This window comes from Actinomadura harenae (genome assembly GCF_003696215.1).
GTDB classification, from domain to species: Bacteria; Actinomycetota; Actinomycetes; order Streptosporangiales; family Streptosporangiaceae; genus Spirillospora; species Spirillospora harenae.
Window position 1 is genome coordinate 18,672 of the sequence record NZ_RFFG01000088.1, and the last position, 14,277, is coordinate 32,948.

At 72.5% G+C, this 14,277-nt stretch carries 15 protein-coding genes; 6 read left to right on the top strand and 9 right to left on the bottom strand.

All coding sequences use genetic code 11. From position 1 onward, the window contains the following. Positions 1–2 precede the first annotated feature (2 nt). On the bottom strand, positions 3–416 hold the full coding sequence (locus EBO15_RS33290) for a hypothetical protein (RefSeq protein ID WP_122198467.1): 414 nt from the start codon (positions 414–416) through the stop codon (positions 3–5). A 475-nt stretch (positions 417–891) separates the two neighbouring features. On the opposite strand from EBO15_RS33290, the gene EBO15_RS33295 reads away from it, so the two are divergent. Beyond that, positions 892–1,596, top strand: a complete 705-nt coding sequence (locus EBO15_RS33295) for a hypothetical protein (protein WP_122198452.1) — start codon at positions 892–894, stop codon at positions 1,594–1,596. A 233-nt stretch (positions 1,597–1,829) separates the two neighbouring features. Further along, positions 1,830–3,161, top strand: coding sequence for a PAS domain-containing protein (locus EBO15_RS33300; RefSeq protein WP_233616601.1), 1,332 nt, complete (start codon positions 1,830–1,832; stop codon positions 3,159–3,161). Between the two features lie 29 nt (positions 3,162–3,190). Here EBO15_RS33300 and EBO15_RS33305 read toward each other — a convergent pair whose 3' ends face one another. Next, positions 3,191–4,630, bottom strand: coding sequence for a pyridoxal phosphate-dependent decarboxylase family protein (locus tag EBO15_RS33305; RefSeq protein ID WP_122198454.1), 1,440 nt, complete (start codon positions 4,628–4,630; stop codon positions 3,191–3,193). A 95-nt stretch (positions 4,631–4,725) separates the two neighbouring features. Between EBO15_RS33305 and EBO15_RS33310 the strand changes: the two genes are divergently transcribed. Then, positions 4,726–5,214: an Lrp/AsnC family transcriptional regulator gene (locus tag EBO15_RS33310; protein ID WP_233616602.1), complete on the top strand. Its 489-nt coding sequence runs from the start codon at positions 4,726–4,728 to the stop codon at positions 5,212–5,214. A gap of 13 nt (positions 5,215–5,227) precedes the next feature. Here the strand turns inward: EBO15_RS33310 and EBO15_RS33315 are convergent, their stop codons facing one another. From EBO15_RS33315 to EBO15_RS33345, 7 genes are all read right to left on the bottom strand, one after another. Then, a complete protein-coding gene (locus EBO15_RS33315) occupies positions 5,228–6,259 on the bottom strand; it encodes a medium chain dehydrogenase/reductase family protein (protein WP_122198455.1) in 1,032 nt (343 codons plus the stop codon). Between the two features lie 163 nt (positions 6,260–6,422). After that, the gene (locus EBO15_RS33320) at positions 6,423–7,166 is read right to left on the bottom strand and encodes a copper homeostasis protein CutC (RefSeq protein ID WP_122198456.1); all 744 of its coding nucleotides are present in this window, start codon (positions 7,164–7,166) and stop codon (positions 6,423–6,425) included. Then, complete coding sequence (locus tag EBO15_RS33325) at positions 7,163–8,107, bottom strand: asparaginase (protein WP_233616603.1); 945 nt, start codon at positions 8,105–8,107, stop codon at positions 7,163–7,165. The genes EBO15_RS33320 and EBO15_RS33325 overlap by 4 nt, the downstream gene beginning before the upstream one ends. An 11-nt stretch (positions 8,108–8,118) precedes the next feature. Beyond that, on the bottom strand, positions 8,119–8,982 hold the full coding sequence (locus tag EBO15_RS33330; RefSeq protein WP_122198458.1) for an amino acid ABC transporter permease: 864 nt from the start codon (positions 8,980–8,982) through the stop codon (positions 8,119–8,121). After that, positions 8,979–9,623, bottom strand: a complete 645-nt coding sequence (locus EBO15_RS33335; RefSeq protein WP_122198459.1) for an amino acid ABC transporter permease — start codon at positions 9,621–9,623, stop codon at positions 8,979–8,981. The genes EBO15_RS33330 and EBO15_RS33335 overlap by 4 nt, the downstream gene beginning before the upstream one ends. A gap of 36 nt (positions 9,624–9,659) precedes the next feature. Continuing rightward, on the bottom strand, positions 9,660–10,601 hold the full coding sequence (locus tag EBO15_RS33340; protein WP_122198460.1) for a glutamate ABC transporter substrate-binding protein: 942 nt from the start codon (positions 10,599–10,601) through the stop codon (positions 9,660–9,662). A gap of 172 nt (positions 10,602–10,773) precedes the next feature. Then, positions 10,774–11,502 (bottom strand): amino acid ABC transporter ATP-binding protein, encoded by a 729-nt coding sequence (locus EBO15_RS33345; protein ID WP_122198461.1) that lies wholly within the window; start codon positions 11,500–11,502, stop codon positions 10,774–10,776. 116 nt (positions 11,503–11,618) lie between these two features. Between EBO15_RS33345 and EBO15_RS33350 the strand changes: the two genes are divergently transcribed. The 3 genes from EBO15_RS33350 to EBO15_RS33360 form a co-directional block, all read left to right on the top strand. Next, positions 11,619–12,776, top strand: a complete 1,158-nt coding sequence (locus tag EBO15_RS33350; protein ID WP_233616604.1) for an ROK family protein — start codon at positions 11,619–11,621, stop codon at positions 12,774–12,776. Positions 12,777–13,030: 254 nt separating this feature from the next. Beyond that, complete coding sequence (locus EBO15_RS33355) at positions 13,031–13,753, top strand: ABC transporter ATP-binding protein (RefSeq protein WP_122198469.1); 723 nt, start codon at positions 13,031–13,033, stop codon at positions 13,751–13,753. Next, positions 13,750–14,277, top strand: a 528-nt coding sequence (locus tag EBO15_RS33360; RefSeq protein ID WP_147481774.1) for an FtsX-like permease family protein, incomplete at its 3' end; no start/stop codon positions are given. The genes EBO15_RS33355 and EBO15_RS33360, both read left to right, overlap by 4 nt.

Here is a 14,277-nt window from a genome sequence, read left to right on the forward strand (position 1 = left end):
CCTCACGGCGCATGCTTCGTGGGGTGCAGGCCGAGCCGGCCGGGCGTCGGATCGCCGTGGACCTCGCCGAGGTAGAGCGTGAGGGTCTGCCGCCAGCGTTCCACCTCGGCCCGGTCGGCCATGAAGGCGACGAACTCCTCGACGTTGGCGTTGGGCAGGTCCCAGACGGGGGTGGCCGCCTGGGGGACGTCGGCGACCAGCGTCCCGGTCGCCAGCTGCCGGTCGATCCGCACGTTGTGGTACTTGCTGTAGTCCACGACCATGTCGAGCGTGACGTCCGGGAAGGCGGCGTTGAACGCGGCGACGGTGGCGTCCTGCTGGCCGGGGGTGTCGCCGCCCGCGTACACGGTCAGCGTCCCGCCCTCGGCCCGCGCCTCGTCGTACAACTCGGCCAGCGACCTGCGCTCTTCGTCCATCGTGACCACCCCCGGAATAGGGACACGCGCCGTTCCGGACGCGCCGAAAGAGCCCCGGCACCACCGAAGCGCCGCACGGGACCCGTGCCGTGGCCTACCCGCATCCCCCTCTCCCCGACGGCAACCACCGGTCAAAACAACCAGGGATTACGCGGCTTCCCCGGCCCTGGTGACGACCGATGCATTATGCAAGTTTCCGGCAGCGGACACACCGGTGCACAAGGGTCTGAACGAGCCGGTTCTTCGGCGTGGAGGGTGTCGTCCAGTAGCGGCAGGCACATCTTGCCAGACAGAGACTTACCTGCATTCTCCTCGGCTTACATGATGAGCCTTTCAGGTTGATCCGCTGGAGGAGCGCGTGGCCCACAACCTGCAGTGTGCGCGGGCTCGGCGCACTCGTTGTCTTTGCGCGTGTGGTGGCGCGAGGCATGGTTGCGGAGGGGCGTTCGAGACCGCGGACGGGACGATCGAGGACGTGCTGGCCTATGTGCGGCAGTGGGAAGACGAATGGCGCGACAGGCCCGCCGGGATGTCGTTCGGGCAGGCGGTGATCGGCTGCGCCCGGGCGGACGTCGTCCACTGGCTGCACCGTGATCGTGACCTGCTCGAATGCGCCAGGGCGGCGCAGGCCACGGCATTCGAGGACGACCCGGACACACCCACCCGGGGGATGGTCCTTCGTAAGCTCACCGAACTCCTCGGCCCGGATCCCATGGAAGGTTTTCAGGAATGGGCGTGCAAGTCGCACTTCTGGTGCGAGTTGCTCGCTCAGATGGCATGTGCCCTTGCCCAGTACGAAAAGATCCGTGGCCAGATGTTTCGTTGGGTGGAAGGTGTGCTCCACCGGCATGGCGAGCACCCCCTTCCGGATGACCTGCGTCAGGCGGGTGTGATCGGCGCCGCGGTTCAGTGGTCCTGGCGTTATGTCCTCGCGAGCATCGTCGTGGCATCGGGTGCTGGAAGCCTCGCGACGTTGCTGGCCAAAGGCGACGTCCATAAGCTGCTCTGGCCCATCCGAGTCATGGCGGTGTTGATGTGCCCGGACGCGTCGGGGCACCCGGCCGTCCGGGAGCACTGCTGGGAGCCGATCGTTCGGCTTGCGGACGCGGAGGTACGGAAGGTCGTCCGTGAGCGGCTCGGGCAGATCTTCTCGCAGGACCCGTGGTTCACCTTGGGGTGAACGTCCTGAAAGCTGCGGGGCGATGGGAGCGCGACGAGCGAGGTGGCGCTCGTGCGCACGGCCAGGACTACCCCGGTGAGGGGTTTCGGGGGTGGGCCAGTACGTTGTTGGACGGGTCGGGCGGGCGTTCGGTGAGCGGGCGGTGGTCCGGCCCGGCCGGCCGGTCATCTCGCCGCGACGGCGGCTGTTGGTCAGCTTCTTGGGAAAACGGAGACAGCCGAATGAATGGCCGCGTGTCGTCGTGTCGGGACGACCGGGAGATGACGATGGGCGTCGAGGAGTTGTTCTTCTCGACCACCGACCGGCGTGGGGTGATCCGCCAGGGCAACTCGGTGTTCGTCCGCGTCTCGGGGTTCTCGCGGGAGGAGCTGTCCGGGGCGCCGCACAACATCGTCCGGCATCCGGACATGCCCGGTGGGGCCTTTCGCCTGGTCTGGGACCGGCTCGACGCCGGATGGTCCGTCGGCGCGTACGTGAAGAACCTGACGCGGGACGGGCGTCCCTACTGGGTGTTCGCGACGATGAGCCCCGTGCGCGACGGGTACCTGTCGGTGCGGATGGCCGCTCGCGCGCGGCTCCTCGACGTCGCCGAGCAGGTGTACGCGCAGGCGGCCCGGGCCGAGCGCGAGACGCCGATGAGCCGCCGGGACGCGGCGCTCCACGGCATGGCGCACATCGAGGAGTCGCTGCGGCGGCACGGGTTCGCCTCGTACGACGCGTTCATGTTCGACGCGCTGCCGGCCGAGCTCTCCGCGCGGAGCCACCTGGTGTCGACGTCCTATGCGCGGCCCGGCGCGTCCGGGCGGATCGGTGAGGTGCTCGCCGGCGCGGCCACGGTGGACGAACTGCTCGACGGCCTCGTCGGGCACCTGTCGGCGTACGGCGTGCTGTGTGAGCGGCTCGCCACGACCTCGGCGAACGTGCTCGACATCAGCCTCCGGATGAGCGCTTCCGTGGCGGCGGCCCAGCGCGCGTCCGAGACGGTCGCCGGGTCCGCGCCGGTCCTGGCGAACGTGGCCCGCGTGATGGACGCCCCGATGCGCAAGGCCACCGCCGCGTTGGAGCGGATGCGGACGCGGCTCGACGAGGTCCGCGCGGACGTGGCCGAACTCCGGTTCCGGATCTCGCTCGCCCGGCTTTACAACACCACGGCCGCCGCGTTCGCGGCCGAGGTCGCCGACGGTGCCGCGCCGTCCGGGTCCCTCGGCGCGGTGCCGCTGCTGTGCGACGCCGCGGAGTCCGGTTCGCTGGAGATGTCCGCCCAGGTGCGGCGGGTGAACGACGGCCTGCGCGCGGTCGCGGCCCTGGTCGGCGAGGCGCGGGACCTGATGGAGGAGTTCCGCCGGTTCCTCGGCCAGTGGCGCAACCTCGTCCTGCGGCACCGGGCGGGCGCGGCGATCGCGGACCTGCTCGACCCGATCGACGCCGAGATCGACGCCGGCTGGGACTGGATCGAGACGCTGCACGATCTCGGGCACCAGGCCCGGACCGCCGTGATCTCCTTCGACCCCGAGCTGCTGCGGACGCGTCTGTCCGGCATGAGGCTCGCCCCGGCCGCCGCCTGAGGACGCCGGGGGCTCCCCGGCCCCGGCTTTCATGCGCGGGCCAGCTCGCCGACCAGGGAATCCACGTCGGCCTCGGTCGTGGCGAAGTTGGTGATGCACGCCCTCAGGGCGGGGGTGCCCGCGAGGCTGGTGAGGGAGATCCACGCCCGGCCCGAGTCCAGGACGCGCCGGGCGACGGCCTCCAACCGCGCGGCGTCGTGGGCCTGGGCGTCGCGGGCGTTGGTGAAGCAGACCACGGGGAGCGGGGTGTCGTTGAGGACGCGCCAGCCGATCCCGGTGAGGCGGCCGCGCAGGTACGCGCCGAGGTCGGTCTGCCGCTCGATGACCTGCGCGTAGCCCGCGCGTCCGACGGTGGCGAGCGTGACGAACAGCTTGAGGCCGATCGCCCGGCGCGACCACTGGGCGGACGAGGCGTAGGGGTCGGTCGCGCCGGAGATCTCGTCCGGCATGAAGGACGTGGTGACGCGGAAGGTCTCCCGCAGGCCCGCGGCGTCCGGAGTCAGGAACGTGCCCGCGCCCATCGGCATCGACAGCCATTTGTGCGCGTCCAGGGTCACCGAGTGGGCTCGTCCGATGCCGTCCAGGACGGGACGGAGCCGGTCGGAGAGGGCGGCGGCGCCCGCCCAGGCCGCGTCCACGTGGAAGCGCATCCCCTCGGTTTCGGCGAGGTCGGCGAGGTCGTGCAGGGGGTCGATCACGCCCGCGCCGGTCGTGCCCGCCGTCCCGACGACCAGGAACGGCAGCAGTCCCCGCGCGCGGTCGGCGGCGATCGCCTCGGCCAGGGCGGCCGGGTCCATGCGCAGGTCGGGCGTGACCGGGACGAGCCGCACCGCGCCGCGTCCCAGCCCGCACATGTGCGCGATCTTCAGCCAGGCCAGGTGGCTCTCCGCGCTGGCGTACAGGACGGGCCGTCCGGGGAGCGCTCCGACGCCCTCCTCGCCGACCTCCGGGAACGTCCGGGTGAGGGCGAGCAGGACGCCGGTCAGGTTGGCCTCGGCGCCGCCGCTGGTGAAGTGCCCGGCCACCGGATCGCCCGGCAGGCCGAGGCGTTCTCCCAGGTAGGCGACCACGTGCCGGTCGATCTCGGCGGCGGCGGGCCCGTGCGACCAGGCCGCGAGCTGCGGGTTGAACGCCGCCGTCAGCAGGTCGCCCAGCACGCCGAGCGGCGCCGGGTTGGGGTTGAACAGCCCGAAGTAGCCGGGATGGGTGGTGTGGACGGTCCAGCGGCGCAGCATCGCGGCGGTGTCGCCGAGCACCGCCTCCGGGGTCATCGCGCCGTCGAAGTCGTAACGTTCCAGGTGGCGGCGGATGTCGTATGGATCCGCGACCGGGGTGCCGGGAAGGTCGCGCACGCCCTCGGCGTGCCGTTCGATCAGTTCGAGGACGTGGCCGAACAGCCGCCGCCGCTCGTCCGCGCCCAGTTCCAGTGCCGTCGTCGTCGTTCCTGTTCTCGCCGCAGATCCGTCCATGGCTGGAACGTACCGAGCACGACGGACGGCCTTACAGGCACATTCGAAGGCGATCGGCGGGTTTCGCTTTCGATCCTGAACACTAGGGTCGAGACGTGGCCGGAGACTCAAGGCACGACCGGGACCCGCACGACCTGGACGCGACGGACTGGCGCATCCTCACCGAACTCCAGCGGGACGCCCGCATCAGTTTCAGCGAGCTCGGGCGGCGGGTGTCGCTGACCGCCCCGGCCGTCGCCGAACGCGTCCGCCGCCTGAGCGAACGCGGCGTGGTCGAGGGCTTCGCCGCGCGGATCAACCTGGAGCGGGTGGGCCTGCCCATCCTCGCCTTCGTCATGATCCGCTTCCCCGGGAGCGACTTCCGCGAGTACGTGCGCCGCCTCGAAGGCGTCCACGAGATCGTCGAATGCCACCACGTCACCGGGGACGACTGCTTCATCGCCAAGGTGGCCGCGCGGTCGATGCGGCACCTCGAGGAGGTCGTCTCCGGCCTCGCCCGCTTCGGCTCGACCTCCACGACCGTCGTCTACTCGACGGTCATCGCCGACCGCACGGTGACGCACGACCTCACCCGCGAGGCCTGACCCCGGCGGAGCGTCAGGCGGTCAGGACGACCTTGCCGGTGACCGTGCCGGACTCGGCCAGGCGCAGCGCCTCGCCCGCCCTGGCGAGCGGCAGCTCGGCGCCGATGGGCGCGCTGATGTCGCCCCGGCCGAGCGCGGCGAACACCTCCGCGAGGTCGGCGCGCAACTGGGCGCGGAACCGGTCCGCGCGGAACCGCCGCCCGGCCCAGATGTTGAAGAAGAACGCGTGGCGGCCGTTGGGCAGCGTGTTCCAGAGGAGGGTGCGGACGAGGAGCTTCATGACGGGCCACTGCTTCGAGCCGGAGTCGTCGCGGGTGGAGGCGCTGCCGTAGGAGACCAGGGTGCCGCCGGGCGCGAGCATGTGCCAGGAGTCGACGACGCCGCGTCCGCCGACATGGTCGAAGACGGCGTCCACGCCGCCGGGCGCCAGCTCGCGGACGCGGGCCGGGACGTCCTCGGTCCGGTAGTCGATCGGCGTGACGCCGAGGTCGCGCAGCGCGTCGTGGTGCCGGGGGGACGCCGTCCCGATCACCGTCACCCCGGTGGCGCGGGCGAGCTGGACCAGGATCAGCCCGACCCCGCCGCCCGCGCCGTGCACCAGGACGGTCCGTTCCGCGCGCACCCGGGCGATCCGGTGCAGCATCCGCCAGGCGGTGACGCCGTTGACGACGACGGTCTCGGCCTGGGCCGCGCTCAGCCCGGCGGGCACCTCGACGGCGTCCCGCGCGTCGACGACCACGTGGCTGGCCCAGCCGCCGACCTTGACCAGCGCGGCCACGCGTCGTCCGGCCAGGCCGGGGTCGACCCCCGCGCCGGTCGAGACGACCCGTCCCACCAGGTCGTATCCGGGCACGAACGGGAACGGCGGCTGGTCGTAGTAGCGCCCGCGGCGCATCTGCTGCTCGGCGAAGGAGACCCCGGTCGCCTCCATCGCGATGACGACCCGTCCCGGCCCCGGCTCCGGCACGGTCCCGTGCTCGATCCGCAGTTCCTCCGGCTCCACGATCCCCGGCAGGACGACCCGGACGAACGGGTGGCTGTCCATGGCCACCCTCCCTTCGATAGTAGCTCTCGCGTTCGTTACAAGTTATAACACCTGGACATCGCGACAGTCAATCCCCTTCGTGAGACCCTCTAACTGAACGGAAGCGAAAACGGCGTGTGGCCTCGCACAGTGCGAGGCCACACGCCGTAGGGCGCGTGTCCGGTCAGCCGGCGGCGGTGATGACCGCGGAGATGTCGGAGCCGCTCGTGACGAGCCGCTCGTACTCGGGACGGCGCAGCTCCCCGCCCATGTACGGGTACGGGTTGCGGTGGACGGCCGGGCTCGGCTCGGGGGCGAGCGCGGCGAAGTGGATCTCCCGCGCGCCCGTCTCCGCGACGACGCGGGCGACGTTGCGGTTCGTGATCCCGCCGCCCGGCATGATGACGATGCGGCCGTCCGCGTGCCGGATCAGGTCCGCGATCAGCGGCGCGCCCTCCAGCGCGGTCGTGTCCTGGCCGGAGGTCAGGACGCGGTCCACGCCGAGCTCGATGAGCGTGTCCAGGGCGGCGAACGGGTCGGCGACCATGTCGAAGGCCCGGTGGAAGGTGATCGGCAGGCCGCCCGCCGCGGCGATGAGCCGCTCGGTGACCGCGCGGTCGATCTCGCCCTCGGGGGTGAGGACGCCGATCACGATCCCGTGCGCGCCGGCCTCGCGGGCCAGGACGACGTCGTCCTCCATCGCCGCGATCTCGTGCTCGTCGAAGATGAAGTCGCCGCCGCGGGGACGGATGATGACGTGCACCCGGATCGACGACACCGCGGCGACCGCGGCGCGGACCGTCCCGAGGGTCGGGGTGAGCCCGCCGTCGAACAGCGCCGAGCACAGTTCCACACGCTGGGCGCCGGCCTTCTCGGCGGCGACGGCGCCGGCGACGCTGTCGATGCAGATCTCGTGGGTGAGGCTCACTGCTGTCCTTCCGGGGTGGTGCGGATCTCGCCGACGGGACGTCCGCCGCCGAGGACGGGGACGACGCCGAGTGGCGCGGCGGGAGTGGTGTCGACGCCGAGCGCGGCGAGCGCGCGCAGCGCGATGGCGGTGGTGGCGCGGGGGCTGCCGTCGATGACCTTCACGGCGACGGCGTGGCCGTCCGCGGTCGCGGCGACGAGGACGCCCTCGGCGCCGCCCTTGGCCACGCAACCGGGGAGCAGCCGCATGAACTCGGTGTTGGCGTGGCCGGTGCCGCCCACGTACTCGGGGTAGGTGCGCATGGCGTCGGCGACGGCGCGGTACGGGCCGTCCGCCTGGACGAGGGTGACCATCGCCCGGGCGAGGCCCGTCAGGGTGAGGCCGAACAGCGGGGCGCCGCAGCCGTCGACCGCGACCGGCGACGGGGTCTCGCCCGCGGCCTCGCCCATGATCCGGGCGACCTCGCGCTGGAGCGGGTGGTCCGGGTCGAGGTAGTTCTCGGTCGGCCATCCGTTGGCGGCGCAGGCGGCGAGCATTCCGGCGTGCTTGCCCGAGCAGTTCATCCGCACGCGGGACTCGCCCTCGCCGGCCCGGATCAGCCGGTCCCGGGTCGGTTCGTCCTCCGGCCAGGTCGGCGGGCACTGGAGCGCGTCCGCGCCGAGACCGGCGTCCGCGAGGATCGCCTCGACCGTCGCGACGTGGAAGTCCTCCCCGGTGTGGCTGCCCGCGGCGATCGCGAGGCGCTCGCCGGACAGCGGCGCGCCCGCCGAGAGGCAGGCGACGGCCTGGAAGGGCTTGGTGGTCGAGCGCGGCAGGACGGTCTCGTCCACGTCGCCGCGCGTGTAGACGACGCCGCGGTCGGGGGCGAGGCCGACGACGCTGCCGTAGTGGCGGCTCTCGACGAAGTCGTTGCGGACGACCTCGGCCAGAACTTCGTACATCGGACTCCTCATTACGGTTGCGCCACGTCGGGCTCGGCCGCGGCCGCCGCGGGACGCGCGGCGCGCGACGGACGGGTGCGCTGCCGCGCCTCCAGCGTCCGCGCGAGCTTGGCCAGCGACGCGTTGATGACCAGGTAGACCAGCGCGATCACCAGGTAGGTCTGGATCAGCAGGTGGTTGAAGTTCGCCAGCACCTTCCCGCTGTAGAGCAGCTCGGCGTAGCTGACGACGTAGCCGAGCGAGGTGTCCTTCAGCAGGCCCGCGGACTGGCTGACCAGGGACGGCAGCACGCGCCGCGCCGCCTGCGGGAGGACGACCGTCCGCATGGCCCGGCCGCGGGTGAGGCCGAGCGCGAGGCCCGCCTCCAGCTGCCCGCGCTCCACCGAGCGGATGCCCGCCCGGAAGACCTCGGCGAACAGCGCGGCGTTGGACACCGACAGCGGGACGACGAGCTTCCAGAACAGCGGCAGGTCGACGCCGTAGCGGGGGAGCGCGAACAGGACGATGTAGACCAGCAGCAGAACCGGGACCGTCCGGACGATCTCGATGTACGCGGTGGACGGGACGCGCAGCCACCGGGACGGGGAGACCCGCCCGAGGGCGAGCAGCACGCCCGCCGCCGCCGAGATCGCGATCGACACGGCGGCCGCCCGCAGCGTGGACCACAGGCCCTCGAGCAGGTACCGCCACATCGGCCAGGTCCCGTAGGGGCGCCAGCGGTCGGCGGCCATCTGCCCGTTGTCGGCGAACTGCTTCAGCGCGAGCGCGACCAGCACCAGGCCGGCCAGCACCGACAGCGCCGTGGCGACGCGGATGCGGCGCCGGGCGCGCGGCCCGGGCTCGTCGAACAGCAGCCGCGAGGACGGTGCGCTCATCGCAGGATCGCCCACTTCCGTTCCAGGACGCCCGTGACCAGGCCGAACAGCCCGGACAGCGCCATGTACGCCAGACCGGCCGTGACGAAGATCCAGATCGGCTTCGCCTCGGCCAGGTTGACCCGGTTCGCCGCCGCGGTCAGTTCCACGACGCCGACCGCGGCGGCCAGCGCGGTGTTCATCAGCGTCATGATCGCGATGTTGCCGAGGGGCTGCACGACCGTGCGCAGCGCCTGCGGCAGGATCACCAGCCGCAGCGACTGGGTGAAGGTGAGCCCGAGGGCCCGGGCGGCCTCGCCCTGCCCGGCCGGCACCGAGTTGATGCCGGACCGGATCGCCTCGGCCGTGTAGGCGCCCTGGTACAGGACGATGACGACGACCGAGGTGGTGAACAGTCCGGCGATCACTCCGATCTCCGGCAGCCCGAACACGGCGATGACCAGCCAGACCAGCAGCGGGATGTTCTGCAGGACCTCGACGTAGGCCATCCCCGCGGCGCGCAGCGCGCGCACGGGGGAGACCCGCATCGCGGCCACCACGACGCCGGCGACGAGCGCCCCGGCGAGCGACAGCAGCGTCAGCTCGACGGTGAGCACCAGCCCGTGGCCGAACTCGGAGAGGTGGTCGGTGATGACGTTCATGGCGGGGCGAGGCCCCCTCCTACTCGAAGGTCACGCTCACTCGGAGCCCGGCGCGGACCCGAGGGCCGGAGCCTGCGGGGCGTCGCCCTCGACGACCGTTCCGATGGAGTTCTTCCAGACCTTGGCCCACAGCCCGGACGCCTGGATCTGCTTCAGCCAGTCGTTGACGAACTGCTTCATCTGCGCGTCGCCGTGCTTGAGGCCGATGCCGTAGGGGTCGCTGGTGAACGGCTTGCCCTGGATCTTGATGCTCGGGTCCTGCTTGGCGGTGGCCAGCAGGAGCGCCTCGTCCTGGACGTAGGCGTCGCCGCGGCCCTGCTTCAGCGCCTGGACGCACTCGGGGTCGGTGCCGAAGGTGACGATCTTGGCGTCGGGGGCGACCTTCTTGATGGCCGCGATCGCCGGGGTGTTGGCGCCCGCGATGACCGTCTTGCCCTTGAGGTCGGAGGCCGAGGTGATGCCCGTCGTGTCCTTCTTGGTGGCGACGACGAGACCGGAGCTGTAGTACGGCCCGGCGAACGCGACCTGCTTCGCGCGCTCCGGCGTGATGCTGTAGGTCTGGAAGACGACGTCGACGGTGCCGTTGGACAGCAGCGCCTCGCGGGTCTCCGACGCCGAGTTGACGATCTTCACGTCCGGCTTGCCGATGATGTACTTGGCGAGGAGGCGGCCGAAGTCGGCGTCCAGGCCCTCGACCTTCTTGTTCGCCGGGTTCTGCTGGGACAGCAGCGGAGCGTCCAGCGAGCCGCCGATGACCAGCTGGCCGCGCTTCTTGATCTTCTCCATGGTGGAGCCGGCGGGCAGGTTCGCCGCGACCGGGGCGGCCGCGACCAGGTCGTCCTGCTTGCCGCCGCCCGCGGCGCCCGGCACGGACGAGCCGGAGTCGTCGCTGGAGGAACAGGCGGTCAGGCCGACGAGCGACAGCGCCGCGACGGCGACCGGCGCGGCCCACCGCATACGCACAGACGTACGCACCATGTTGGAAAACCTTTCTCGGGTGGCGCGCCCTGCGGCGCGCCTGGGGTGGAACCGGGTCGGGAGCTCAAGGGCCCCGCGAGGGCGGGGACTCCGGGTGACCGAGGCGGAAGCCCTTGTGGCCGAGGCGGACACCCAGGACTCGGGGTGGTTCGCCTGGCCTGGGGTGGCCCGCCTAGTGGCTCAGGACCTTGGCCAGGAAGTCCCGGGCCCGGTCGGTGGCGGGGGAGTCGAAGAACTCGGACGGCGTGCCGGACTCGACGATCTCGCCGTCCGCCATGAACACCACGCGGTCGGCGACCTGGCGGGCGAAACCCATCTCGTGGGTGACGACCACCATGGTCATGCCGTCGCGGGCGAGTTCGGTCATGACGTCCAGGACCTCGCCGACCATCTCCGGGTCCAGCGCGGACGTGGGCTCGTCGAACAGCATCGCCTTCGGCTTCATCGCCAGGGCGCGCGCGATGGCCGCGCGCTGCTGCTGGCCGCCCGACAGCTGCGCGGGCAGCTTTCCGGCCTGCGCGCCGATGCCGACCCGGTCGAGGAGCTCGCGGGCGTTCCGCTCGGCCTCGTCCCGTGACAGCCCGCGCACGCGCGTGGGCGCCAGCGTCAGGTTCTGCAGGATCGTCTTGTGCTGGAAGAGGTTGAACGACTGGAACACCATGCCCACGTCGGCCCGTAGCCGGGCGAGCTCGCGCCCCTCGGCGGGCAGCTCGGCGCCGTCGATGCGGATCGTCCCCGCGTCGGGGCTCTCCAGCCGGTTGAGGCAGCGGCAGAGCGTCGACTTGCCCGATCCGGACGGGCCGACCACCACGACCACCTCGCCGCGCGCGACGTCCAGGTCCACCTCGTGCAGGGCCGTGTGAGCGCCGAAGCGCTTGTGCAGGCCGCGAACCTCGATCATTCGGTCATCCTCGATCCAACTTCCTTCGAAATCGAAGTCGAGACGGAGATTAGACGGTCAAATCGATGGAAGTCAACGCGTTGCCGTACAAAGACCGCGCATGCTATCTATCTGGGGTGCGCAACCCCAGAGACGACCGACCGGCGGCACTCGTGCGCATGGTCGCCACCGGCCAGGCCGAGTCCCGGGCCGAACTCGCCCGGCTCTCCGGCCTCGCGGCGTCCAGCGTCTCCCTGCGGGTCGAGCAGCTGATCGCGGCCGGCCTGTTCGCCGAGGAGGGCGCGGGCGCGTCCCGCGGCGGACGCCGCCCCCGCCGGCTCCGGCTCGCCCGCGAGGCGGGCGTCTTCCTGGTCGCCGACCTCGGCGCCCACCACGCCCGGCTCGCCGCCGTCGACCTCAGCGGCGCGCCCCGCGTGATCTCCGACCTCGCCTGCGACATCTCGGTCGGCCCCGAGGCCACCCTGGCGGCCGTCATCGACAGCCTGCGCGCCCTCACCGGCGACCACGGCCTGCGGGACGTCCCCGTCCGCGGCCTCGCCCTCGGCATGCCCGGCCCCGTCGACCCCGCCACGGGCCAGGTCGTCTCCCCCTCGCGCATGCCCGGCTGGAACGACTTCCCCGTCCGCGAGTTCGCCGCCGCCCACGCGGGCATCCCCGTCCTGGTGGAGAACGACGCCAACCTCATGGCCGTCGGCGAGCACCGCGCGTCCTGGCCCGATCTCGACAACCTCATGGTCATCAAGCTGGGCAGCGGCATCGGCTGCGGCGTCATCGTGGACGGGCGCCTGCACCGCGGCCGCGGCGCCGCGGGCGACATCAGCCACGTCCGGATCCGCTCCGAGGCCACGGTCGACTGCTCGTGCGGGCACCCGGACTGCCTGGAGGCCCACGCCAGCGGCGCCGCCCTCGCCGAGGCGCTCGCCGCCCAGGGCTTCACCGCCGACGCGCCGTCCGAGATCGTCGACCTCGTCGCCAACGGCGTCCCCCAGGCGACCGCCGCCGTCCGCAACGCGGGCCGCCTCATAGGAGACGTCCTCACCGCCCTGGTGAACTTCTTCAACCCCGACGCCCTGGTCATCGGCGGCAGCCTCTCCAACGCCGAACCCCTGGTCGCCACCATCCGGGGCGCCATCTACGAGCGCTGCCTCCCCCTCGCGACCCGCAACCTGGAGATCAGCACCTCCCGCTCCGGACGGGACGCCAGCATCCTCGGCGCGGGCCACCTTCTCCTGGCCCAGTCCGACGACTGGATCGACCACGCCCTCGACCGCTGACCGCCGCCCGGCCTCGAAGCGGGGGGTTAGGTCCCGTGTCACCTCGGCGAATCTGTGCCAAAGTGGGCGACTTCGGGCGTTCGCCCCGAGTTGGGGCCACTCTCTGATGTCGCGCTGAGCCGCGCCGCCCGATGCCGCCGTCACCGCACGGCGCTCCCGCGTGCGCGCGCCCATCCGTGCGCCGGCGGCCCCGACCCGGGCGGCGGCCGAGCACATCGGTTTTGAGAGAAGGGGGCCCGGTGGGTCCTGAGACGATGGTCAGCCTGGAGCAGGTGGAACGCTCCTACACGACGGGTCCGGAGCCCGTCCGAGCCCTGCGCGGGGTGTCGGTCGGCTTCGAGCGCGGCTCGTTCACGGCCGTGATGGGGCCGTCCGGGTCGGGCAAGAGCACCCTGCTGCAGTGCGCGGCGGGGCTGGACCGGCCCGACGCGGGCGCCGTCCGGATCGACGGCGTCGACCTGGGCGCGCTCGACGAGAAGCGGCTCACCGAACTGCGCCGCGACCACGTCGGCTTCGTGTTCCAGCAGTTCAACCTGCTCGCCGCGCTGACCGCCGAGCAGAACGTCGGCCTGCCCTTCCGGCTCGCCGGGCGCCGCCCCGACCGGGCGGCCGTCCGCGCCGCCCTGGAACAGGTCGGGCTCGGCGAGCGGCTGACGCACCTGCCCTCCCAGCTGTCCGGCGGGCAGCAGCAGCGCGTCGCCATCGCCCGCGCGCTGGTCACCCGCCCGAAGGTGCTGTTCGCCGACGAGCCGACCGGCGCCCTGGACAGCTCCAGCGGACGCGCCGTCCTGCGCCTGCTGCGCGGCCTCGTCGACGAGGCCGCGCAGACCACCGTGATGGTCACCCACGACCCGACGGCCGCCGCGCACGCCGACCGCGTCCTCTTCCTGGCCGACGGCCGCCTCGTGGACGAGCTGGCCGCCCCGTCGGCCGAGGCCGTCGCCGCCCGGATGACCGCGCTGGAGACCGCGAAATGATCGCCCTCGTCCCGGTCGCCGCGGCGACGCTGCGGCACCGCCGGACGGCGATGGCCGGTTCGTTCACCGCGCTCGCGCTCGGCGTCGCGCTGATCGCCGCCGTCGGGCAGCTCGTCGCCCGGGTCCCCGACCCCGTCGACCCGCAGGCCCCCTCACCGGCCAAGCTCCTCCAGTTCATGGCCGGGCTGACCGGCCTGGTCGCGGTCTTCGTGGTCGCCGGAACGTTCGCGTTCGCCGTCGCCCAGCGCCGCGGCGAGACGGCCCTGCTGCGGGCGGCGGGCGCGACACCCCAGCAGATCCGGGCGCTGATCCTCGCCGAGTCCCTGCTGGTCGGCCTCACCGCCGCCGTCGCCGGAGCCGTCCTCAGCCCGCTTCCGGCCCGGCTCCTGGCGTCCTGGCTGGTCTCCGAGGGACTGGCGCCGTCCGGGTTCGAACCCGGCTTCGGCGCGGGCCCGCCGCTGCTCGCGGCGGTCGCCGGGCTGGCCGTCGCGCTGCTCGGCGCCTTCGCCGCGTCCCGGCGCGCC